This window comes from Flavobacterium sp. N1719 (assembly GCF_025947045.1).
GTDB classification, from domain to species: domain Bacteria; phylum Bacteroidota; class Bacteroidia; order Flavobacteriales; family Flavobacteriaceae; genus Flavobacterium; species Flavobacterium stagni.
Genome location: NZ_CP109993.1, coordinates 2,476,964 through 2,497,830, shown reverse-complemented (window position 1 = coordinate 2,497,830; position 20,867 = coordinate 2,476,964). Strand labels below are relative to the sequence as shown.

Genomic DNA, 20,867 nt, shown 5'->3' with positions numbered 1-20,867 from the left:
GTTGTTTTTGGTTTAAACTTCAACTTGTGCCAACTGTGGTCCGGCGGCAACAAGGCGCGCACCTTCCACAGTATCGGTATATTGTGCAAAGTTTTTAATATACAATTCACTTAATTTTTTGGCTTTCTCTTCCCAATTCGCAACCTCAGCATAGGTTGCTCTCGGATCCAAAATAGCATCTTCAACCTGATTCAATTGGGTTGGAATCGTGAGGTTAAGATACGGAATTTTTGTAGTTGGTACCGTGTCAATGCTTCCATCGATTATTGCATCAATGATGGCACGGGTGTTTTTCAATGAAATGCGTTTACCTGTACCGTTCCAACCGGTATTTACCAAATAGGCTTTGGCACCGTGTTCTTTCATTTTCGCTACCAAGGTTTTAGAATACATGGTAGGGTGTAAAGTTAAAAACGCTTCGCCAAAAGCGGGAGAGAAAGAAGGTTGGGGTTCGGTAATTCCGCGTTCTGTTCCGGCCAATTTTGATGTGTACCCACACAAGAAATGGTATTGGGCTTGGTCTTCATCTAAGATGGAAACAGGAGGCAAAACTCCAAAGGCATCGGCACTGAGGTAAATGATTTTTTTGGCATGACCCGCTTTTGAGGGCAATACAATTTTATTGATGTGATAAATGGGATAAGAAACCCGAGAATTTTCTGTGATGCTATGGTCGTAATAATCCACTTCACCATATTCATTGACTACAACATTTTCCAATAAGGCATCTCGTTTGATGGCACGCCAAATGTCAGGTTCATTTTCTTCACTTAAATCAATTACTTTGGCATAACATCCGCCTTCATAATTAAACACGCCACGGTCGTCCCATCCGTGTTCATCATCCCCAATTAAATAGCGTTTCGGGTCGGCAGATAAAGTGGTTTTTCCCGTACCAGAAAGGCCAAAGAAAATGGCCACATCGCCGTCTTCTCCGACATTGGCAGAACAGTGCATAGAAGCCATTCCTTTTAAGGGAAGGTAATAATTCATCATGGCAAACATGCCTTTTTTCATTTCACCACCGTACCATGTGCCGCCAATAATTTGCATTTTTTCAGTTAAATTGAAAAGAATAAAATTTTCGGAATTTAACCCCATTTCTTCCCAATTCGGGTTGGTGGTTTTTGAACCATTTAATACAACAAAATCAGGTTCGCCAAAATGTTGTAATTCATGAAGCGTTGGGCGAATGAACATATTGGTTACAAAATGCGCTTGCCATGCGACTTCCATGACGAATCGAACTTTTAAACGGGTATCGGGATTGGTGCCACAAAAAGCATCGACTACGTATAATTTACGTGAAGTTGACAGTTGTTTGAGGACCAATTTTTTCAATTCACTCCAAATGGGTTGGGTGGTTGGGAAATTCACTTTGCCATCCCAACAAATGGTGTCTTTGGTTACTTCATCTTTGACAATATAACGGTCTTTGGGTGAACGACCGGTGAAGATGCCTGTTTTTACGGCTACTGCGCCACTTTCAGTAACTGCTCCTTTTTCATATCCGCGGCAGTGGTGAGAAAGTTCGGCCTCATATAATTCTTGATAACTGGGATTATACACTACTTCATGGTAGCCGGTAATTCCCATTTCATGTAACTCTTGGATTAATTTGATATTTTTCATGGTCTTTAATTTTTAAGCGAAAGCTGCGTTAATACGTTGAACAATTTTACTACTTCAAAGTTCGATACACCCCACGCCAAAAAGCCTGATATTTATCATAATTTCCAAAAATCTACGAAAACGATTTCTTTGTAAGTGCTTGGTTTATAAAGGGTAGCAGTAAAGTGTTGCTTCGTTTTCTGGGTATTGAATAATCGCTTTGGACTAAATGCTTCACACTCAATTGTCCACCTTTTGATGTAATCCTAAATTTTAATTCCCATCAGCAAATAACACATAATTCATAACTCCTAATTTCTAACAAACATTATTTCCCAATCTTGAACACTAACCCAAAAAACATTTGTAATTTTGTGCCACGATCAATAAAATACACAACAAAATAAGAACGATATGAGTCAGTTTGATGTTACCGTGATTGGATCAGGCCCTGGAGGATATGTGGCAGCGATCCGTTGCGCCCAATTAGGTTTTAAAACCGCCATTATTGAAAAATACAGTACATTAGGAGGAACTTGTTTGAATGTAGGATGTATTCCATCCAAAGCATTATTGGCTTCTTCGCACCATTATGAAGAATTACAACACTTTGCCGACCACGGTATAGAAGTAAGTGGAAAGGTAAAAGTGAATCTCGCCAAAATGATTGAACGCAAACAACAAGTGGTGGATCAAACCTGTGGAGGGATTAAGTTCTTAATGGATAAAAATAAAATTACCGTTTTTGAAGGTGTAGGTTCATTTGTGGACGCTACGCATATCAATGTGGCAAAGAATGACGGTACGAATGAAGTGGTAGAGTCAAAATATACGATTATTGCAACGGGTTCAAAACCTTCTTCATTGCCTTTTATTACAGTAGATAAAGAACGCATTATTACTTCTACAGAAGCTTTAAAAATGACCGAAGTTCCCAAGCATTTGGTAATTATCGGTGGTGGTGTAATCGGAATCGAATTAGGACAAGTATACTTGCGTTTAGGAGCACAAGTTTCTGTTGTAGAATACTTAGACCGTATTATCCCCGGAATGGATGCTGGTTTATCGAAGGAGTTAACTAAAGTCTTGAAAAAACAAGGCATGAAGTTTTATACTTCCCATAAAGTAAAAGAAGTGACACGCAAAGGGAAAGCCGTTACAGTAAAAGCTGATGATGCCAAAGGCAACGAATTGGTGTTAGAAGGCGATTACTGTTTGGTAGCTGTTGGTCGTCGTCCGTATACCGACGGATTGAATGCAGAAGCGGCTGGCGTAAAAATTACCGAGCGCGGTCAAGTGGAAGTGAATGATCATTTGCAAACCACAGCTGCCAATATTTATGCGATTGGTGATGTAGTACGTGGTGCGATGTTGGCCCATAAAGCGGAAGAAGAAGGCGTAATGGTAGCAGAATATTTGGCTGGACAACGTCCGCACATTGATTATAATTTAATTCCTGGAGTTGTTTACACTTGGCCAGAAGTGGCGGGTGTAGGGAAAACGGAAGAGCAATTGAAAGAAGCCGGAATTGCTTATAAAGCCGGAAGTTTCCCGTTCAAAGCCTTAGGTAGAGCGCGTGCAAGTGCCGATCTTGATGGTTTTGTAAAAGTATTGGCCGATGCGAAAACGGATGAAATTTTAGGAATGCACATGATAGGCGCCCGTTGTGCCGACCTAATCGCGGAAGCTGTAGTAGCAATGGAATTCCGTGCTTCAGCTGAAGATTTGACGCGAATGTCACATGCGCACCCTACATTTGCAGAAGCAATAAAAGAAGCGGCATTAGCAGCAACCGATAATCGCGCGTTGCATGTTTAAAAATTAGAGTAAAATCTCGTAACTGAGGGGAATATTGCCAATAAAGAAAAAGTCCTGCTTGTGATATAGCAGGACTTTTTTTATGGGATGTTATGGAGGCTATTATCGAGTTATTGATCTGTAAATAAGGGCTATTAAAGAGGACTGGATTAACATATAGGGGTTAAATTTCATTCGCACAAATTCCGTCAACTATTTCTTTTGTAATGGGTTTGTTTAAATATTTTCGGACAATTTCATATTTTTTTGCTTTTTCAATGTCTTCATAATTAATAGATGAAGTCATGATATAGATGCATAATTTTTCACTTTTTGAATTTGGGAGCAGTTCAATTTTGTCTAAGAATTCAAAACCATTTAAAATGGGCATGTTTAAATCGAGGAATACTACAATTTTTTTATCGATGTGTTCAAGCATTCCAGAGATGATATCTAGCGCTACACTAGCATCATTATATAAGGTAACTGAAGAAGTACAATTGCCTAATTCTAAATACATTTTACCTAGTTTCAAAAAAATGTCGTCGTCGTCAATAATAATAAAATTTGTTTTTTTCATGTTATAATAGATTAGCGTTAGGTATTGATACTGTAAATGTGGTTCCTTCTCCTTTTATTGATTCAACTGAAATTGTGCCGTTTAAAAACCTTACCATTTCTTTGATAACATATAATCCAATACCACTTCCTTGTGATTTTACGGAAGCCCTAAAGAAGAGTTTGAAAATGTTTTTCAAATTTTGTTCATCTATTCCCTCTCCATTGTCTATGATATGTATGATGAGATTTTCTTTTGTTACACTAATTTTAATGGCTATGTATGCATTTTCTTGAGGTTTTGAATATTTAATGGCATTAGAAATTAAATTGTTAAGAATGGTACGTATTCTAAAAGTATCGGAATACAATTTGTATTCTGACTCTATGGTAAGGGTTAAGGGAATTTTACTTTGATAAATAATTTGATAATTATAGTAAATTTCTTGAATTATAGATTGTATATCGATTTCTGTTATTTTGAGTTCGACTTTATCATTTTTTGCCAATTCATTCAAATGTATGATCGTACGGTCCAGTTTTTTTAATGTGTTAAGCACGTCTGGGAGGTTGGTTGTAATCATTGATTCGGGTAATTGAAGTAATCCAATACTGGCTAACAGTGGTGCCCTAAAATCATGTGTAATGGCATATATTATGGAATCTAAACGATCGTTTGTTTTAACTAAAGTCTCGTTTTTTTGACGTAAGTTTTCAATCATTTTATTGCTATCTTCCAAAGTGAGCAGATTTTGATTCATCATCAAAATAGTGTCAATGGCTGAATCATGTAGCGCAAAATCGGTAACTACTAAATCAAAATCTTGCATAGCCTCCATGGACATTAACCATGGAGAACCGCAAAACAATAATTCGTCAGCTAATTCATGATGAATAATGAATTGACCTTTAAGCCGAATGGGATTGTTTGGAAGTTTTAATTCTAAAATGAATACTTGGTTACTAAAATCAACAATTGAATTAAAAGTGTATTCAATTTCAAAATTTGGCCGTAGAAACCGAAAGAGATCTTTAAAATTACCGACTTCTGGGAGTATTTTATCCATACTTGGTCCTCGTTCAATAATTTGTAAGGAACGATCCAATCGCAAATAAAAAGGGAATAATTTTCTTAGTGTTTGCATAGGTAGAGAGGGGCTTCAATTAAAATACAATTTCAAAAAGGGACTTATGGTATTCCGATTCGCTTCCAGATTCTATATGTGTTATTATACATGTTGATTCAAAAAACACCTTCAATCCTTCTAAAATTCCTGCAACAAAAGGTTGAAGACCTGGGCGTTTAGAGTAATAAAAAAGATGAATTTTATGATCATCAATGGCTGTAACTTTAAACTCAGGAGGAATAATGTTAGGATAATAAAGCATTACCCGACTATGAAAATTAGGTAATTGTATCAAAAATTCATTTAAATTATTTCCAACTGATCGCAGTAATACACTGTATTTTTCTTGAGCAATGGTTAATACCCAATATTTCCCAAATTCAAATAACAAGTCATTAAGTTCGATATTTAATATTTTGGAAGCATTAATAGCTAATGCATAAGTAACACTATCAGAATAATTTTGGTTATTGTAAAAAGTAGTGTCTTGACAATCTGAAGCTATACGGATTTCATCCCAAGCTTCATTGCCATATTTTTCTAGGATTAACCCTTCGATTGCTTGATTGACTACGCCGTGCATATGTGTTTTGTTTTCCTTAAAAATAATAAATAAAAACTTACAATTCAAGATAAAAATGAGATTTTTCTTAAATAATTAATTTTTCATAAAACACTTTGTAGTTTTTTTGTTAAAAAAATGAGATAAAAGATGTGATTAACAATGAATTATTTGAAATAAACAAGTATTAATAAAACCATTGAGGGAAAATATTATTTTCAATCGAATTATAATTTTCGCACTTCATTTAATGGTCTATTGTTCCAATTCTGCTGTAATTGTTGTAGTAAAAGGAGGTATTGGGAACCCGGTTCAGCATTGTCAGTGATTATTTTACTCCATTCCTTGAATTTGTCTTCTTTTTTTTGAAGATAAAAGAAATAGGCCATGCTCGAACCGATTTCGCTTTTCAAGGATTTGTCATTGGTTTTATTCAAGCATTGCTGGTACGTTTTTTCAGCCATAGCTGTCATTCCCGAATTCAAAAAGGCAAATGCCAATTCTTTATAAAATAGAGGTTCGTTGGGGTTATTCTCCATCGCCTTTGGCAAAAGGGCAATGGTAAGGTCATAGCGACGTTGCCCGTTATAACAGTACGCCAATTGCAATTCCAAGTCGGGGTAATGGGGTTGTTGACTGTACAATCGCTCTAAATAAACTTGAGCCCGTTCAAATTCCCTATCGTCGTTGAGGTATTTCCCGCTGAGGTACTCTTGCTGTTCGGTAGTAAATTGATAATATGCAGCTCCATCGGGGTGACTTGGAATTTTAAGTAAGGCACAATGTTCACTTGATAATGCGGCTAATTTAAAATTATAGGCTCTACCCAAACGCAATCGAAACAACTCGTTTTTATCAATCCCATCAGCAATTAATTCGTTTTCCGGGCCAAAATGAAAACTGAGTTGGTATTGCACAAATACACCTTCTTTCGCATCCAAATAAACATAACCGGCAATAATACTTCCTTGGTTTTTTAGGGAAGGAAAAGCAACCCAGCGGTTGATGACATCGCCATAATGTTTGTCAAAAACAAGTGGTTCCGTTGTTTGCGCTGCTAAACCTTGAAAAAACGAAAGTAAGAAAAAGACAATTCTATGCTTCATGCTTATAATTTGAACAATTCGCGATAATGTGCGCGTTGCTGAAATAGTAAAAATAAGTTAGCTCCCAAAACAAAAAATGCAATCGCTAAATTTTGCCGATCCAAACAAAAGTGAATTAAAAAAATATTAATAGAAATCGGGAATAATACAAGAGGGATTAATCGAGGAAGTTTGTTGGTAACTAATGCCAATCCACAAATTAATTCAATACTTTTTACTAAAGGAAAGAGATAACCGGTTGCTGCAAAACCGGCATTCATTGTAGCTATGGCACCCACAGGAGGTTCCGCCTTTATCAAATCAAAAAAATAGGCAATCGACGCAAAAAGCATGAGTCCGCCAAGTAGGATACGAATAACAATTCCAGTGATTTTCATTGGGCTGTGGTTTTATTATATCCAAAAATACAAAAAAAACCACCGGAAACTTCCGATGGTTTGAGGATTATTTCTGGGCTAGTTTTTTGTAACCAATATAACCCAGTCCGCCCAAGAGTCCGACAGGCCAAAACAACAACAAAAACGAAAGGGTACTTTCCAGCGCAAACCATCCGGTTTTTACATTTTGCCATGCCCGAAATCCGAAAGAAGGTCGGAGTCGCTCGCTGATTTCCATTCGGGCCAAGCGTTCTTGTTTAATCGCGCTGTTTTGATACAATTTTAAAGCTAGTGTTGCATAACTTGCTTTGTCGTTAAGTTGTATGTTTTCAATAATTTTAGTGTCCTTTTCTGAAGCTTTTACTTCACGTGCATTTTCGGCTTCTACGACTTGGTTTAATTTGGCGGAACGTTGGTCAATTCCTTTTTGTAAACGGGTCGAACTTTCTTTTTTGCGCTGTTGTTCGAGTTCGTTGGCTAAAAATTGAGCCGTCACATTTTCAGCATCAATGGTGCGGTAGTCAACATATTCAACTTCTTTTGAAATCGACTGCAATACGGTGTTCAATTGCGCATTGGGAACTCTCAAAATCATTTCATTTTCCGTATGGTATTGTTGGGTAACCAATACGCTGTCCTGACTAATTACCGTTTCTTTTCGATCGTCTACAACCGATTCCATTTTGGTGTGCGTAATCATTCCGCCCGCCGAACTTACTGCATTTTCAATACGTTGAGTAGATTGAACAACGTCTTTTACACGAATGCGAACGTCGCCGGTTCGGACAAATTTTTGCGTACTGTTTTTGGGTTCGACCGCCGCTGCTGTGGTCAACGTGTTGGAAGAAACAGAATCTGTTGCCACTGCGGTTTCCGATTCTTGCTTTTGTTTAACTGCATTTTCATGCTGTTTGCAACTTAGGGTTGTCAACCAAATGAACAACCCAACTAAGGGAATGGTTCTTTTTTTCATACATTGAAATGTTTAAAGTGATATAAAAAGTGATTAAGAATACTTAATTGTAAATGAGTAGTTTTTTATTTCAATTGGTAAGAAAAAATTAAAGGTTAGAATGGAATAAATAACTTGCTTCTAAAAACCGTGCCAAAATCGAAACCCCACTTTTATACCCCAAAAAAAGAATGTATTTTTGACCCTATGCGAACAGAACTAAAACGAATTCTTGAAAATCCCAAACAAGCCAAAAACCAATTGTTGCAATGGGCGCAATCGTTTCGTGAAGTTGTATTTTTAGATTCGAACCAATACCATCAAAACCACAGTTCGTTCGATTGGCTTTTAGCGGTTGATGCTTTTACGTCGTTAAAAACCGATTTTTACCAAGCATTTGAAGATTTACACCAGTACCAATCCCAGGCCAAAGATTGGATGGTGGGCTATTTGTCCTATGATTTAAAGAATGCCACTGAAAAGTTGGTTTCCGAAAATGGGGACGGACTCGCATTTCCCGATTTGTTTTTTTTTCAGCCCAAAAAAATATTCTATTGTAAGGATAATGTGCTGACAGTTGCCTATTTGTATTGCTGTGATGACGAAATGGAATCCGATTGGGCTGAAATTAGGCAAATACATCCAACAGAATACAGTTCGAAACCTGCATTAACCATTCAACAACGCATCTCGGAAAAAGAATATGCCGAGCGTTTTGAAAAAATGTTGGCACACATTCAGCGCGGCGATATTTATGAAGCTAATTTTTGCATGGAATTTTTTGCTGAAAACGCTGAAATTCATCCGCTTTCCGTCTTTCAGCAATTGAATGTGATATCTGAACCGCCATTTGCCACGTTTTTTAAAAACAACCATCATTATTTGCTATCGGCTTCACCCGAACGGTATTTGCGAAAGGAGGGAAGTACCGTCATTTCTCAACCCATTAAAGGTACGGCGAAGCGAAGTGAGGATATGGAGGAAGATGAACGGTTGAAAATCGAATTAGCGCGCAATGAAAAAGAGCGATCGGAAAATATTATGATTGTCGATTTGGTTCGAAATGACTTATCGCGAACGGCATCAATCAATTCGGTTCAGGTGGAAGAATTGTGTCAGGTGTATTCCTTTAAGCAAGTGCACCAAATGATTTCTACCATCACTGCTGAAGTTTCGGAGGCTATACCACCTGTGGAACTACTTCGCACAACCTTTCCGATGGGCAGTATGACCGGCGCACCCAAGATTTCGGCCATGCAAATCATAGAAGAATTGGAAGTGACACGAAGAGGTTTGTACAGTGGCGCCGTGGGTTATTTTACCCCTCAAGGCGATTTTGATTTTAATGTGGTCATTCGAAGTATTCTTTACAACGCACAAAATCACTACCTTTCGTTTTCTGTGGGTAGCGCGGTAACGGCCAAAGCGAAAGCCGCCGATGAATATGCCGAATGTCTATTAAAGGCAAAAGCCATGCGCCAGGTGTTGGGAGACAAATAATTCCGTATATTTGAATATGATCAACGCTTTTCAAAACCATATCAGCCAACAACTTCCGTTTTTACAAACGAAAAAACTGATTGTTGCCGTCAGTGGCGGAATTGACAGTATGGTATTGTTGGAATTGTGCCAACAATTGGATTGGTCCATCGCTGTAGCCCATTGTAATTTTAGTCTTCGTGGTTTAGAAAGTGATGAAGACGAAATTTTTGTTCGGGATTATTGTCAAGAACGTAAGATTCCTTTTTACTTAAATCGGTTCAATACGGCTGAATTTGCAGAACAAATTGGCATGTCGATTCAAATGACAGCTCGTCAATTGCGTTACGATTGGTTTGAAACCTTACGCGTTCGGGAAGGCTATGATTACATACTCACTGCGCATCAAGCGGATGATGTAGCAGAAACATTTTTGATCAATTTGACCCGCGGAACGGGTTGGGACGGACTCACCGGAATTCCCCAACAGAACGGTGTCGTGGTTCGTCCGTTATTGCCTTTTTCTCGAAAAGAAATCGAAAACTATGCTGCAGAATATTTAATTTCTTGGCGCGAAGATTCGAGCAATGCGGAGAATTATTACCAACGCAATGCCTTGCGTCATGAAGTATTACCCGTGTTGAAAGACATGAATCCGGCTTTTTTAGCCAATTTCCAAAAAACAATACTGTATCTTCAAGAAACCAAAAATTTAGCGGATTGGGCTGTGGCTCAATTTCTGGAGAAAGCTTTGCGCCAACATGGAAATGAATTTCATTTGGATTTATATCAATTGAATGCCATGCCAGCACCGCGCGCTATTTTGTATTATTGGTTAAAAAGTTACGGATTTACCGCTTGGGACGATATCTATCATTTACCGGAAGCCGAATCGGGAAAACAGATTTTTGCCCCTGACTTTGTCTTACTTAAAAACCGTACACATTTAATTTTATATGCCCGACATGAAGTTCGACAAGAAGTGTTTACCATCGAGAAAACGAATCTAAGCGTTAATTTTCCCATAAAATTGGAGTTTTGTAGCACAAGTGACATTTCTTCTGACGATGCAAATACTATCTTTGTCGACGCAGATTTGTTGGATTATCCATTAACGTTACGAACCTGGCAAGAAGGCGATCAGTTTCATCCCTTTGGTATGAACGGTTCAAAAAAACTGAGTAAATTCTTTAAAGATGAAAAATACAGCTTAACGGCCAAAGAACGCCAATGGCTGTTATGCTCAGGAAATAAAATTGTATGGGTGATTGGCAAACGTGCCGATGACCGATTTAAAATAACAAACAACACAAAAACTAAACTCAAAATTACTTTTTCAGAATGAGAACTTATTGCCTCGCAATTCTAACTTTATTACTTTCTTTTACCACTTTTGGACAAATAAAAAATCCGGTAAAGTGGACTTCCAAAACAGAGAAATTATCAGAAACCGAATTCAATTTAATAGTTACAGGAACTATCGAAGAAGGATGGCACGTCTATTCCCAATTCACTCCCGATGGTGGTTCTTTGCCCATGGTACTCACGTTTAAAGACCAAAAAGGAAATTTTGAATTACTTGGCAAAGCCAAAGAAAGTCCGTACAAAAAAGTCTACAGCGATATTTTTGGAGTCGATGAATACCTGTTTGAGCACAAGGTAGTTGTCACCCAAAAAGTAAAAATTACCAACCCCAAGCTGAAATCCATCTCCATGAATTTGGATTTTCAGGTGTGTAAAGAGCAGTGTATTAATGACACTAAAGTTTTTACATTCACATTACCAGAGTTAAATACGACTACCGTTGTAGAAACGGCTTCAACTCCAGATACTACAACCACTGCAATAGATACCACAAAAACTTCCACACAAGAAATTGTCAAGGAAGCGGTTGCAGAAGTACAACAATCTAAAGATAAAGAAGCGGATAAAAGCATTTGGTCCATTTTCTTTTTGTCATTTCTCGGAGGTTTAGCCGCATTGTTTACGCCTTGTGTATTCCCCATGGTGCCCATGACCGTAAGTTTCTTTACAAAACAAAGTAAGACGCCAGCCCAAGGGAAACGCAATGCTATTTTTTACGGTGCCTCAATTATCATCATTTACATTCTTTTAGGTTCGATTGTGACAGCTATTTTTGGCGCTGATGCCTTGAATTCATTGTCAACCAATGTTTGGTTTAATCTTGTCTTTTTTGCCTTGTTGGTGTTCTTTGCCGCATCGTTTTTGGGAGCTTTTGAAATTGTATTACCCAATTCGTGGGCTAATAAAGTAGACCGTCAAGCCGATCGTGGTGGATTTGTAGGTATTTTATTTATGGCCTTAGCCTTAGCGATTGTTTCGTTTTCGTGTACGGGTCCGATTGTCGGGAACTTACTTGTGATCTCAGCCTCTAAAGGCGGATTTGCACCTTTAATCGGGATGTTCGGATTCTCATTAGCCTTGGCATTACCGTTCATGTTATTCGCCTTATTCCCGAGCTGGATGAATACCTTACCAAAATCCGGTGGATGGTTGAATACCGTGAAAGTGTCACTCGGATTCTTAGAATTGGCTTTGGCGTTTAAATTCTTATCCAATGCCGACTTAGTATTGCAAAAACATTATTTCGAACGCGAATTATTCCTAGCCGTTTGGATTATCATCTTTGGTGCTTGGGCCGTGTATTTGTTTGGAAAACTTACTTTACCACACGATAGTCCGGTGACAAATTTGTCGGTGGGACGCCTTTTCATGGCCTTATTTGTTTCCATATTTACGTTATATTTAATTCCAGGTTTATGGGGTGCACCATTGAAATTAATCTCTGGATTTCCCCCGCCAATGCATTACAGCGAGAGTCCGAATGGTCTATCAGGAGGAGGTCATGCCGCAACAACTGCGAGTTTACCCGAAGGAGCGCATGTAGGCCCACACGGAATCATTGCCTTTGATGATTATGAAAAAGGCTTGGCGTATGCAAAAACGGTCAATAAACCGGTTTTTGTTGACTTTACAGGTGATGCTTGTGTGAATTGCCGTAAAATGGAAGAGAATGTGTGGCCATCGAATGCCATTTTACCTACATTAAAAGAAAAGGTTGTCTTGATTTCATTAGTATGTGATCGTAAAATCGAATTGCCGAAATCGGAACAATATGTTTCAAAAGCAACAGGAAAAGAAATTGTGACCATCGGTAACAAATGGAGTGATTTTCAAATTACCCGCTATCAAAACAATGCCCAACCGTTGTATGTGTTGCAAACTCCAGACGGAAAGGATTTGAGCAAACCGATTGGATACACACCGGATGTAAAAGAGTATAAGGAATGGTTAGAATCCGGACTTAAAAACTTTAAATAATACAAAAAAAAATCCCAAGCACAACACTTGGGATTTTTTTTTAATCGTTTGCTTCCAATTCAAAAATTTCCTCCACGGGTTTTTCAAAATAGCGACTTAATTTCAACGCCAAAACGGTAGAAGGAACATACTTTCCCTTTTCCATGGCATTGATGGTTTGGCGACTGACTTCTATTTGCTTTGCCAATTCTTCTTGTGAGATGTTTTTAATCGCACGCAATATTTTCAAATTATTCTTCATCGTCGCCCGCTTTTGAAAGTTTGTAAATGCGGTAATGGAATCGCAAGATAAAAAAGAAAAGTAAGGTAAAAAGGTTGTGAATTAAGACATTCATGTAGGCAATTCCATAGATGAAAAGTGTCGTAAATAAAATAATGCCATAATTGAGATAGGTGGCCCACACCAAACTTTCATACCGAATATTGGAAATCATCTCATCTTCATTTTTCATTTTTGAAAAACCGACCAAGATACCGCCACCAATAACCATAATCGTAAGTAATTCATCCGCAATGGCATTCGTAATGATTTGAAACCATCCGGATTTTCCTAAAATCTCATCACTGTAAAGGGCAAAGACTTTTATAGGTAAGTAATTATCAATACTAACGTTGAAGAATGAACCCATTATTACTAATAAAATACCGGGAAGGAATAAAATCCAACCTACCTTTTTCCACGAATGGGGAAATAAAAATTGTGTTTTCATATATAAAAGTGATTAAAAAGAATACTTCAAATGTAAAGTATGTTTTACATATAGACAAATAATATTTACATTTAGTAAAAAATAATTGACTTTTTGAATTTTGAATATTCTTTTAAAACCCCGAATTGCTCATCTTTTTAAAAAAATAATTACCTTCGTTACACTTTAGTTATAAGCCTTTAAAACGTATAAGCCATGTTAGTAAAAGTTTTTGGAAGCGCCGTCTTTGGCGTGGAAGCCACTACGATTACCGTAGAAGTCAATGTCGACAAAGGAGTCGGTTACCATCTCGTCGGATTGCCCGACAATGCCATCAAAGAAAGTAGTTACCGCATTGCTGCCGCCTTAAAAAATAACGGCTATGAATTGCCCGTTAAAAAAATTACCATCAATATGGCGCCAGCCGATTTACGGAAAGAAGGCTCGGCCTACGATCTAACTCTAGCCTTGGGAATTTTAGTCGCCAGTGGCCAATTGCCCGCCGATGAATTGGATCGCTACATCATTATGGGCGAATTGTCCTTAGACGGAAGTCTCCAACCCATTCGCGGTGCTTTACCCATTGCCATCAAAGCCCGTGAAGAGGGATTTAAGGGTATTATGCTGCCGCTACAAAATGCGCAAGAAGCTGCCATTGTTGATGATTTAGCAGTTTATGGTATTGAAAATGTGATGCAAGTCATCGACTTCTTTTCAGGAAATTTAGAATTGCAACCTACCGTTGTCAATACCCGCGACGAATTTTTTAAATCCCAAGACTTTCCCGAATTTGATTTTGCCGATGTGAAAGGGCAGGAGTCTATCAAACGGTGTATGGAAATTGCGGCAGCTGGCGGACATAATATTATAAAAATAGGTAACGATTAGAAGTTATCAACATAATAAAATTTAAATAGAATTTTGCAAATAAAATTCATGTAATTGACATCGTTTTTGGTCACTATAATTGTATATGCAAATTACTTGTAAAACTTGCATCAATTTCAATAAAAGACTTTGAACCAATCCTAACTAAAACAGAAAAGGTTACAATTTAATCCCTTTTAGCTTTTTAAATACGTAACAATAAATCACATTTTTTCAACTATTAACTGTATAAATTTCATCATTAATACATTTTTAGTTCAAATAATTGTAAGAAATAGATTTCAAAATTAAAAAATCTACAATAACAGATTAAATTTTTTTTTCGACAATATAAATTGATAATTTGATAAAATTTTCAATTAAATATTCAAAATCCATATCATAAATTGATGTGGATATTTTTTATTTTATTATCATATTACAACAATTAAAAATTCGTATATATAACTGAAATACAATAATTTAAACTCGAATTGGATGTAACGTAATGAGGTTATTAAATTTATTAAATACTTTGCATTATTATCAGCATTCATTATATTTTATTACATTATAATTATAATATAACGTAATAATTAATATATATCGTAACGAAATATATTTTTTTTTACAAATAACTTGGTTGATACTTTTTTTTGATTTTACCTTTGCAGAAAAATTATAAAACATGAGAAAATTAAATTCACAAAAAGAAACAGAAATGGTTTTTACCTACATTGAAAAAATTGATTTTATTGCGATAATTAATTCTTGTGAAGGTATTGATACCATTAACAACAAACTATGGATTTTATATTCAGAACTTGAAAATAATATGGTAGTTTATGAAATTTACTATAATACTGATTTGATACATTTTGATTACAGACAAAAGCATCAAAGTGATGATGAATCCATATTTCTTGATGCAGAGTGTTGGATAGATTTGAATATTGGAAGAATTATTGAAAGTGAATTTACTTTTGAAATTGATTCTTTTTTCAACTCAATAAATGTTGTGCCAATGTTTCTCGGTTTATTTTACATGGATAATTCAGTTGACTTATTTAAGAAAGTAAAAAATATTTATTCTAAATGTTTTTTTGAATCAAATGATTATTATGAAATTTTGGATTTAATATATTCATTTCAAGAAATCTATAATCAGTATCAATTAACATTAGGTAACTTAATAAAATTTGAAAAATCCAATACTTTCAAAGGAATTCTCTTAAATGAAACAATTGATTCCTATAAATTGAAATTATATATACTAAAAATATCAATCTCAAATGGAAAAATTGTTTTATCAAAACATCACACTTTAGAAAACATGATTAAATCTAAGTGTAGTTAGATGGAAAAATAAAATCGTATTTTCACAAATCAGAAATAATGTGAATCAAAATATTGGTAGGATAATTATTGTTCAAGAAACATTTCTTGAACAACAATAGGGAAAAACAATTAGTTTACATTCTAATTGATTTTATACTTAAAGGGTATCAATTGATACCCTTTTTTTATTTGGTGTAATTACGGAATTAAATACGTTACATATTAGTTTACTCTCATCTAATAGTTAAAGATTACCAAAACATTCCGTAATATCAAACCAAAAGTCATAATAACTGATAGAGCCATCATCAACCAAACCAATCACACCAATCTTATCATATTTTTTATTGTTGGCAAAAATGAGCGATTGTTCTGCTTTTGTCCAATGCTTATCATCCATCAAATGATGAATAATGCTGGATTCAATTGGGATAATTTGATTAAAATGAACTCCAGAAATTTCAATTGCCGTTTCCATTGACTCCCCACATGTTTCTTTTAAAGGGATGGTTATGGTTAGTTTTTCTGGGGTGGTTTTTGGTGTTTCCATGATAGATATGTTTTATAATAAATATCTGGATTGTATGTAAAGGGTCTAAAATTTTAGATGAAAAATTCTGGAAAAAATTTTCTCGAATGGCATTATGAGTGTTGGTTAGGGTTGATAAGAAGCAGGGAGGCGGGAGGTCGGTAACGGAGGGAGGGCTGTGTTTTGATTTTCATAATCAATTATCTACATTTGTTAAAATAATAACATTCAAATATTTGAATTGAAATAGAATAAAATACATATAACTAATAGCGTAGCTATTAATCTAGTGACACAAAATCGCCAATTTTAAAACACTGCAATGATTAATAAGCGAACGCTCACGCCACTGGCGTGGGCTTCTCTTGTTTTGTAGTGTGGGTGTTTGGCGATACCTGTGTCACAGACTTGAGCTTGTCCCACGCCTTTAGTTTTTACTAAACAATAAACTCTTTGGGGCGAGAGTAATAAGTAATATGAAGAAAAATATTTTAAAATCAATATTATTTTGTTGGATTACATTTATTGCATTTTCATGTAATAAAAAAGAAAGTAATTTAAAAGAAAACAAAAATTCTAGTGAAACTTCAAATGAATCATTTCAATTAAGCAATCAAAAAAAAGTTCTTTACTTCGATAATGAAGACCCATCTCTAAAAGGTTTAAAATTTTCATTTTCTAAAAATGATGTTGAATGGAATTATGAAAATTCAGAAATTATTAATCAAGCTTATTTAGAAAATGGTGAAATTAAGACTAACAATAATAGTTCTGTTTTTATTATTCAAGGAAATAACTTAACAGTAATTGACGGTAGTGGTGTGGAAATGCGTTATTTATTTAATAGGAAAAAATCTAGCAATAAACTAAACGAAGTTCTTTTCCATGAATCTGAAAGTAATTTAACTAATACAAATGGCAAACCAAGTTTTGCGGAACTCAGAGGAACTATAATTCAAGGTTCTGAAAAAACTGTAAAAAACTACATTGGTGAACCTGATTTTGAAATGAATGGAGTTGAATATTCTGAAGATGTTTTAAAATATAAATTAGGTGTTGGTATGTTTGATAAAGTTTCAGATTATTTGATTTGGAGTTATAATTCAGCTGATAATTCTGGTAAAGAAATTTTAGTGATTTTTAAAGGTAAAATAGGATTCGGTGACCATTATGGCACTAAGGTTGAAAAAGTTATTTATTCTGATGAAGTTAATCACCCAAGCGACATTTTTAACTAAACTAATATTTTATGAAATATACTAAATACATTGTTTTAATTTTATCAATAACAATTTCAACTAAACTAATTTCGCAGAATCTAAAAACCAATTTAATAAATATAGCTATACCGTGTAAATATGATTCTGTAAGGGATTTTAAAAATGGTTTTGCAAGAGTTAAATTAAATGGTAAATGGGGATTTATTGATAAAAATGGAAATCAAATTACAAAATTCAATTTTGACAATTATCCAACCAATTTTAGTGATGACCTTTGCAGAATATATGAAAATAATAACTATAATATAGTATATTTTATAAACAACAAGGGAGAAAAAGTAAGTCCAAATTACAGTTATGCTTCAGATTATCATAAAGGATTTGCTTGTGTAGAATATGGTAATTGGAGAGGATTAATTGATGTGTTTGGAAATAAAAAAGTAGCTTGTAATTGCAAAAATGCAGTTTTTAATAATGGCTTGATGAATATAAAAGAATTAACAAATAAAATTCGAAAATATAAATCATACTTTATTGATATATCTGGAAAAGTAGTTTTGAATTTAAACGATTCTGATTTTGCATTAACAGAGTATTTTGAAAATGGTTTTGCAATTGTTAGTGAAAATTATTTTTATGGAATTATTGACACAAGTGGAAGGGAAATATTGTCTAAAAAATATATGAGAATAACCCCAAGTAAATCAGGAATGTATTTACTTTTTGATGATGAGACTAATTTCAGTTATTTTAATATTGAAGAAAAAAAACTATTAAATCCAAAATTTGATTATGCTTATGATTTTTATGACGGTCTAGCATTAGTAGGAATTAAAGATAAATTCGGTTATATAGATAAATATGGTAATTTTATTATTAATGCACAATATAGTAAAGCAGGTTTTTTTTCTGAGGGTTTAGCTCCTGTTAAGATAAACGGAAAATGGGGTTTTATAGATAAAAAAGGTCAGGTAGTAATTAAACCAATTTATAGTAATACAGACATAGGATGGGATGAAGAACCAATGCCATTTAATGAAGGATTAGCAAGGGTAGCCATAAATGGCAAATGGGGATTTATTAATAAAAATGGAAAAAATATAACTCCATTAAAATATGACTGGGTATCAATTTTTTCAAATGGATATGCTGTAGTATCAATAAATGGAAAATGTGGGTATGTAGATTCTAGTGGTGTTGAAATTATTCCATGTACTTATGATATGGCTTACAAATTTGTTGATGGCATGGCAAGAATTAATTCAAATGGAAAGGAAGGGTTTTTAGCTATAAAATAATGAAATATGAATTTTTAAGAGGACACTCACTCATAAAGTATGTAATAAAAAAAGGGTTTGACTTTTTAATTAAAGTTGAATCCTTTTTCATTTGTATAACCTCCCACTCACAAATACCATTTCAACACTCATTACCTTTTTTATCCTATTAACTTCTGAGCTGGTCAAATTATCAGGATTAACCACCATAAAGTGATGCATTGTCTTTTCAATTTGATGGGTAATTGTAATTCTAGTCTTTTTCATAATTTTAGTTCTGGCTAAATTCAAAACCATAATCCTTATACAGTGGCTTATCATACATTATGACATAGATTTGAATCTTGTTTTCTTCTTGGATAATATTTAAGTTAAAATGAACCCCAAAAATGTATCGCCTTAATTTTCTCAGCAGAATTATATAGTCAATTTCAATTGTTGGGTCAAAATCAAATATCAACTTCATACTGTAGGGGTTTATAAAATTTTTATCCTCCACATTTGTTTCCATGGTCATGTGTCGGCTACCATAGTAGCGAGTTAGTATTCTGTGGATACCAGTAATATCTGCTTTTCTCATACCTCAAGCATTTTGCGGTTAACCATTACCTTCTTTACTTTGCATATAGTAGCACTGGAAGCCCCTGTAATCTCCGAAATGTCTCTAATGCTGATTCCCTTCTGCAACTTCTTCACAATGCTCTGGTGGCGTTGCAATAGCTTTTCGTCGGTTTGTGTTGCACCCACCTTTCTGCCTTGATATTTGCCAAGAGCTTGTGCTACTTTGATACCCTCCATAGCCCTTTGCTTAATCTGATTCCGATTCATTTCAGCGATTGACCCCATACAGCTAATGACAAGCTGAGCCATCGGATTAACATCACCGTTATCCAATAGTGTGGTGAAGCCTTCTTTGATGGATTTTAAGTTTATTTTGTTTTTGGTGAACAGGTCAATGGTATGCAAGATGTCCAGAAGATTTCTTCCAAGGCGGTCTATGCTGTCCACCACAACTGTGCATCGTTCAGATTGGTTGGTTAGTTCATCAAACATTCTAACCGCCTCTGGGCGTTCCATAAATGGAATATTGCCTTGGATGCGTTCAACGAATAATCGGGATGGTTCAAAGCCTTCATGAGTTTTAAAGGTTTCGATTTGTCTGGCTGAGTTTTGAAGAACGGTTGATGTTCTGGAATAGAAATAGAATACCATAGACTTTTGCATTTAAGAGGTTAAAACGTTTTAAATTTAGGTTCCGAATTATTTTAAAGTTTATTGACCATTTTATTGAGGTCTTCACTTTAGTTTTAACTTTAAAATGGAACTATAATCTAAATCTAAAACTTGATGCAAAGGTCAAGAAAAGAAAAAACCAGGACAAGTTTTTAGTTAAGAACCTGGTTTTCATAACATTATATAAAGTTAATATTTTATATTTCTAATTGACTATGAATAATATTATAACTATTTAAGCGGTTAAATATTTGTCAGGATATATTATTTCATATTCCCTAAAGTTCATTATCTCTTTTTCGTATAAACATATTTGAATAGCTGGACGATAGTCTAAAAAATGTTTCTGACCTACTTCAAATATCATTCTAAATGTATAATGACTATATGTTTTTGGTGAAATTGACAAAACACCAATTACTCGACACGCTTTCCAATGAAATATTCCTAGTTTATTTTTTAAATGATATAGTACTTCTGATACTGTCGTTTCATCATTTATTAAACCTTCTTTTTCCATTACTTCTACTAACGAACCAAATAAATCCATGTGCTCTGGTTCACCAACTAAATCAAAACAAATACTAGATGAAAAGTCACATTTTGCTTTACAAACAATATAAGAATTATTTAGTTTTGCCTCTCCCCACCAATGAGGTAAATATTCGAACGTATCCCAAAAATAATAACCATGTCCCAACCAAGCTTCATCGGTTGTACATAGAAAAGGCCCCTCATTGATTATAAATTCAGGGTTGCCTTTATCTTTTAATGCTTGATAAAGTTTTTTAGCCAAAATAATC

General features: G+C 35.0%; 20 protein-coding genes and 1 pseudogene. 8 read left to right on the top strand and 13 right to left on the bottom strand.

The genetic code is table 11. The annotated features are described in order from the left end of the window. Positions 1-12: 12 nt before the first annotated feature. A complete protein-coding gene (gene pckA / locus OLM45_RS10670; protein ID WP_264510007.1) occupies positions 13-1,632 on the bottom strand; it encodes a phosphoenolpyruvate carboxykinase (ATP) in 1,620 nt (539 codons plus the stop codon). A gap of 393 nt (positions 1,633-2,025) precedes the next feature. On the opposite strand from pckA, the gene lpdA reads away from it, so the two are divergent. Further along, the gene (gene lpdA / locus OLM45_RS10665; protein WP_264510005.1) at positions 2,026-3,429 is read left to right on the top strand and encodes a dihydrolipoyl dehydrogenase; all 1,404 of its coding nucleotides are present in this window, start codon (positions 2,026-2,028) and stop codon (positions 3,427-3,429) included. A 163-nt stretch (positions 3,430-3,592) separates the two neighbouring features. On the opposite strand, the gene OLM45_RS10660 is transcribed toward lpdA, so the two are convergent. From OLM45_RS10660 to OLM45_RS10635, 6 genes are all read right to left on the bottom strand, one after another. Beyond that, the gene (locus OLM45_RS10660) at positions 3,593-3,988 is read right to left on the bottom strand and encodes a response regulator (protein ID WP_264510003.1); all 396 of its coding nucleotides are present in this window, start codon (positions 3,986-3,988) and stop codon (positions 3,593-3,595) included. A gap of 1 nt (position 3,989) precedes the next feature. Next, positions 3,990-5,111: an ATP-binding protein gene (locus tag OLM45_RS10655; RefSeq protein ID WP_264510001.1), complete on the bottom strand. Its 1,122-nt coding sequence runs from the start codon at positions 5,109-5,111 to the stop codon at positions 3,990-3,992. A 19-nt stretch (positions 5,112-5,130) separates the two neighbouring features. Further along, on the bottom strand, positions 5,131-5,676 hold the full coding sequence (locus OLM45_RS10650; RefSeq protein WP_264510000.1) for a heme NO-binding domain-containing protein: 546 nt from the start codon (positions 5,674-5,676) through the stop codon (positions 5,131-5,133). Between the two features lie 206 nt (positions 5,677-5,882). Continuing rightward, on the bottom strand, positions 5,883-6,761 hold the full coding sequence (locus tag OLM45_RS10645) for a tetratricopeptide repeat protein (protein ID WP_264509998.1): 879 nt from the start codon (positions 6,759-6,761) through the stop codon (positions 5,883-5,885). Positions 6,762-6,763: 2 nt separating this feature from the next. Continuing rightward, positions 6,764-7,138 carry a DoxX family protein gene (locus OLM45_RS10640; protein WP_264509996.1) on the bottom strand — a complete coding sequence of 125 codons (375 nt, stop codon included), beginning with the start codon at positions 7,136-7,138 and terminating at the stop codon, positions 6,764-6,766. Between the two features lie 67 nt (positions 7,139-7,205). After that, complete coding sequence (locus tag OLM45_RS10635; RefSeq protein WP_264509994.1) at positions 7,206-8,111, bottom strand: DUF4349 domain-containing protein; 906 nt, start codon at positions 8,109-8,111, stop codon at positions 7,206-7,208. A gap of 186 nt (positions 8,112-8,297) precedes the next feature. Between OLM45_RS10635 and pabB the strand changes: the two genes are divergently transcribed. From pabB to OLM45_RS10620, 3 genes are read left to right on the top strand one after another with little or no spacing between them, the layout of a single operon-like run. Next, positions 8,298-9,590 carry an aminodeoxychorismate synthase component I gene (pabB, locus tag OLM45_RS10630; RefSeq protein ID WP_264509992.1) on the top strand — a complete coding sequence of 431 codons (1,293 nt, stop codon included), beginning with the start codon at positions 8,298-8,300 and terminating at the stop codon, positions 9,588-9,590. A 16-nt stretch (positions 9,591-9,606) separates the two neighbouring features. Then, positions 9,607-10,914 carry a tRNA lysidine(34) synthetase TilS gene (gene tilS / locus OLM45_RS10625; protein WP_264512969.1) on the top strand — a complete coding sequence of 436 codons (1,308 nt, stop codon included), beginning with the start codon at positions 9,607-9,609 and terminating at the stop codon, positions 10,912-10,914. Further along, positions 10,911-12,911 carry a protein-disulfide reductase DsbD family protein gene (locus tag OLM45_RS10620; RefSeq protein WP_264509990.1) on the top strand — a complete coding sequence of 667 codons (2,001 nt, stop codon included), beginning with the start codon at positions 10,911-10,913 and terminating at the stop codon, positions 12,909-12,911. Before tilS ends, OLM45_RS10620 begins: the two co-directional genes overlap by 4 nt. 40 nt (positions 12,912-12,951) lie before the next feature. Here OLM45_RS10620 and OLM45_RS10615 read toward each other — a convergent pair whose 3' ends face one another. Then, complete coding sequence (locus tag OLM45_RS10615; protein ID WP_129461063.1) at positions 12,952-13,152, bottom strand: helix-turn-helix transcriptional regulator; 201 nt, start codon at positions 13,150-13,152, stop codon at positions 12,952-12,954. Next, on the bottom strand, positions 13,142-13,621 hold the full coding sequence (locus OLM45_RS10610) for a hypothetical protein (protein WP_264509988.1): 480 nt from the start codon (positions 13,619-13,621) through the stop codon (positions 13,142-13,144). The genes OLM45_RS10615 and OLM45_RS10610 overlap by 11 nt, the downstream gene beginning before the upstream one ends. 195 nt (positions 13,622-13,816) lie before the next feature. Here OLM45_RS10610 and OLM45_RS10605 point away from each other — a divergent pair. Continuing rightward, a pseudogene (locus tag OLM45_RS10605) lies at positions 13,817-14,479 on the top strand (magnesium chelatase domain-containing protein); the annotation flags it as partial. A 676-nt stretch (positions 14,480-15,155) separates the two neighbouring features. Further along, the gene (locus OLM45_RS10600; RefSeq protein ID WP_264509986.1) at positions 15,156-15,824 is read left to right on the top strand and encodes a hypothetical protein; all 669 of its coding nucleotides are present in this window, start codon (positions 15,156-15,158) and stop codon (positions 15,822-15,824) included. A gap of 225 nt (positions 15,825-16,049) precedes the next feature. Here the strand turns inward: OLM45_RS10600 and OLM45_RS10595 are convergent, their stop codons facing one another. Then, a complete protein-coding gene (locus OLM45_RS10595) occupies positions 16,050-16,355 on the bottom strand; it encodes a hypothetical protein (RefSeq protein WP_264509984.1) in 306 nt (101 codons plus the stop codon). Between the two features lie 455 nt (positions 16,356-16,810). On the opposite strand from OLM45_RS10595, the gene OLM45_RS10590 reads away from it, so the two are divergent. Together OLM45_RS10590 and OLM45_RS10585 are read left to right on the top strand one after the other, a co-directional pair. Next, positions 16,811-17,572: a hypothetical protein gene (locus tag OLM45_RS10590; RefSeq protein ID WP_264509982.1), complete on the top strand. Its 762-nt coding sequence runs from the start codon at positions 16,811-16,813 to the stop codon at positions 17,570-17,572. A gap of 11 nt (positions 17,573-17,583) precedes the next feature. After that, positions 17,584-18,852, top strand: a complete 1,269-nt coding sequence (locus OLM45_RS10585) for a WG repeat-containing protein (protein WP_264509980.1) — start codon at positions 17,584-17,586, stop codon at positions 18,850-18,852. A 250-nt stretch (positions 18,853-19,102) separates the two neighbouring features. On the opposite strand, the gene OLM45_RS10580 is transcribed toward OLM45_RS10585, so the two are convergent. The 3 genes from OLM45_RS10580 to OLM45_RS10570 all read right to left on the bottom strand — a co-directional run bounded on the left by OLM45_RS10580 (position 19,103) and on the right by OLM45_RS10570 (position 20,860). Further along, a complete protein-coding gene (locus OLM45_RS10580; protein WP_264509978.1) occupies positions 19,103-19,411 on the bottom strand; it encodes a hypothetical protein in 309 nt (102 codons plus the stop codon). Further along, positions 19,408-20,055: a recombinase family protein gene (locus tag OLM45_RS10575; protein ID WP_264509976.1), complete on the bottom strand. Its 648-nt coding sequence runs from the start codon at positions 20,053-20,055 to the stop codon at positions 19,408-19,410. The genes OLM45_RS10580 and OLM45_RS10575 overlap by 4 nt, the downstream gene beginning before the upstream one ends. Positions 20,056-20,299: 244 nt before the next feature. Further along, positions 20,300-20,860, bottom strand: coding sequence for a hypothetical protein (locus OLM45_RS10570; protein WP_264509974.1), 561 nt, complete (start codon positions 20,858-20,860; stop codon positions 20,300-20,302). Positions 20,861-20,867: the final 7 nt, after the last annotated feature.

Bases quoted from the DNA above. Each gene is read 5' to 3' on its own strand.
- pckA (WP_264510007.1), bottom strand. From the start codon at position 1,632: ATGAAAAATATCAAATTAATCCAAGAGTTACATGAAATGGGAATTACC.
- lpdA (WP_264510005.1), top strand. From the start codon at position 2,026: ATGAGTCAGTTTGATGTTACCGTGATTGGATCAGGCCCTGGAGGATAT.
- OLM45_RS10660 (WP_264510003.1), bottom strand. From the start codon at position 3,988: ATGAAAAAAACAAATTTTATTATTATTGACGACGACGACATTTTTTTG.
- OLM45_RS10655 (WP_264510001.1), bottom strand. From the start codon at position 5,111: ATGCAAACACTAAGAAAATTATTCCCTTTTTATTTGCGATTGGATCGT.
- OLM45_RS10650 (WP_264510000.1), bottom strand. From the start codon at position 5,676: ATGCACGGCGTAGTCAATCAAGCAATCGAAGGGTTAATCCTAGAAAAA.
- OLM45_RS10645 (WP_264509998.1), bottom strand. From the start codon at position 6,761: ATGAAGCATAGAATTGTCTTTTTCTTACTTTCGTTTTTTCAAGGTTTA.
- OLM45_RS10640 (WP_264509996.1), bottom strand. From the start codon at position 7,138: ATGAAAATCACTGGAATTGTTATTCGTATCCTACTTGGCGGACTCATG.
- OLM45_RS10635 (WP_264509994.1), bottom strand. From the start codon at position 8,111: ATGAAAAAAAGAACCATTCCCTTAGTTGGGTTGTTCATTTGGTTGACA.
- pabB (WP_264509992.1), top strand. From the start codon at position 8,298: ATGCGAACAGAACTAAAACGAATTCTTGAAAATCCCAAACAAGCCAAA.
- tilS (WP_264512969.1), top strand. From the start codon at position 9,607: ATGATCAACGCTTTTCAAAACCATATCAGCCAACAACTTCCGTTTTTA.
- OLM45_RS10620 (WP_264509990.1), top strand. From the start codon at position 10,911: ATGAGAACTTATTGCCTCGCAATTCTAACTTTATTACTTTCTTTTACC.
- OLM45_RS10615 (WP_129461063.1), bottom strand. From the start codon at position 13,152: ATGAAGAATAATTTGAAAATATTGCGTGCGATTAAAAACATCTCACAA.
- OLM45_RS10610 (WP_264509988.1), bottom strand. From the start codon at position 13,621: ATGAAAACACAATTTTTATTTCCCCATTCGTGGAAAAAGGTAGGTTGG.
- OLM45_RS10600 (WP_264509986.1), top strand. From the start codon at position 15,156: ATGAGAAAATTAAATTCACAAAAAGAAACAGAAATGGTTTTTACCTAC.
- OLM45_RS10595 (WP_264509984.1), bottom strand. From the start codon at position 16,355: ATGGAAACACCAAAAACCACCCCAGAAAAACTAACCATAACCATCCCT.
- OLM45_RS10590 (WP_264509982.1), top strand. From the start codon at position 16,811: ATGAAGAAAAATATTTTAAAATCAATATTATTTTGTTGGATTACATTT.
- OLM45_RS10585 (WP_264509980.1), top strand. From the start codon at position 17,584: ATGAAATATACTAAATACATTGTTTTAATTTTATCAATAACAATTTCA.
- OLM45_RS10580 (WP_264509978.1), bottom strand. From the start codon at position 19,411: ATGAGAAAAGCAGATATTACTGGTATCCACAGAATACTAACTCGCTAC.
- OLM45_RS10575 (WP_264509976.1), bottom strand. From the start codon at position 20,055: ATGCAAAAGTCTATGGTATTCTATTTCTATTCCAGAACATCAACCGTT.